This is a genomic window from Yersinia sp. 2542 StPb PI (genome assembly GCF_048593855.1).
GTDB lineage: Bacteria > Pseudomonadota > Gammaproteobacteria > Enterobacterales > Enterobacteriaceae > Yersinia > Yersinia enterocolitica_E.
On record NZ_JAZGQA010000452.1, the window covers coordinates 1 to 746 of the forward strand.

Consider the following 746-nt stretch of genomic DNA (forward strand, 5'->3'; position numbering starts at 1 on the left):
GTCTGGAATTTATCCAACGCGATCAGCGGTAGCGGTACATTGGTTAAACGTGGCAGCGGCACGGTAAAAATTGATAGCGGTACAGTCAGTGCCAGTTTGACGACGATTGAAAACGGTTTGCTGCAACTGGGCAGTTCAACAGCCACCTCGACCCTGACAGTGAATGAGTCACCATTGGCCCGTACATTGGTGGCCACACTGGCATCCAATGTCGTCAATCTGGTCAGTGACGTGTTGATTACTAACACCGGCTCATTAGGTGGATACGGCCAGGTGACAGGGAATGTGGAAAATCGTGGCAACCTGATTATGCCAAATGCCTTAACCGGCGGCGATTTCGGGACCTTCATTATTGATGGTAATTATACCGGCGATAACGGCACTGTGGTCTTCAATACTATTCTGGCCGGTGATTCATCAGTAACCGATCGGCTGTTGATTACTGGCAATACCGCAGGGCAAAGTTTTGTCACCGTGAACAATATTGGTGGTAATGGTGCGCGGACCTCTGAGGGCATCAAAATCATTGATGTCGGCGGCGATTCTGCCGGGCAGTTTACCCTGAATGGCCGTGCTGTGGCGGGTGCCTATGAGTACTTCTTGTATCAAGGTGGTGTTAGCTCGCCGACCGATGGTGACTGGTATTTGCGCACGCAAGCAGATGAGCGCCGCCCTGAACCGGCAAGCTATACCGCGAACCTGGCTGCGGCCAACTCAATGTTTGTTACCAGTTTAGCTGATCGCTC

The 746-nt window shown here is 51.7% G+C and carries 1 protein-coding gene; it reads left to right on the plus strand.

Annotation, left to right across the window (positions count from 1 at the left end):
• The coding region (locus V1952_RS22235; RefSeq protein WP_420075595.1) for an autotransporter outer membrane beta-barrel domain-containing protein at positions 1-746 on the plus strand (746 nt) is incomplete at both ends.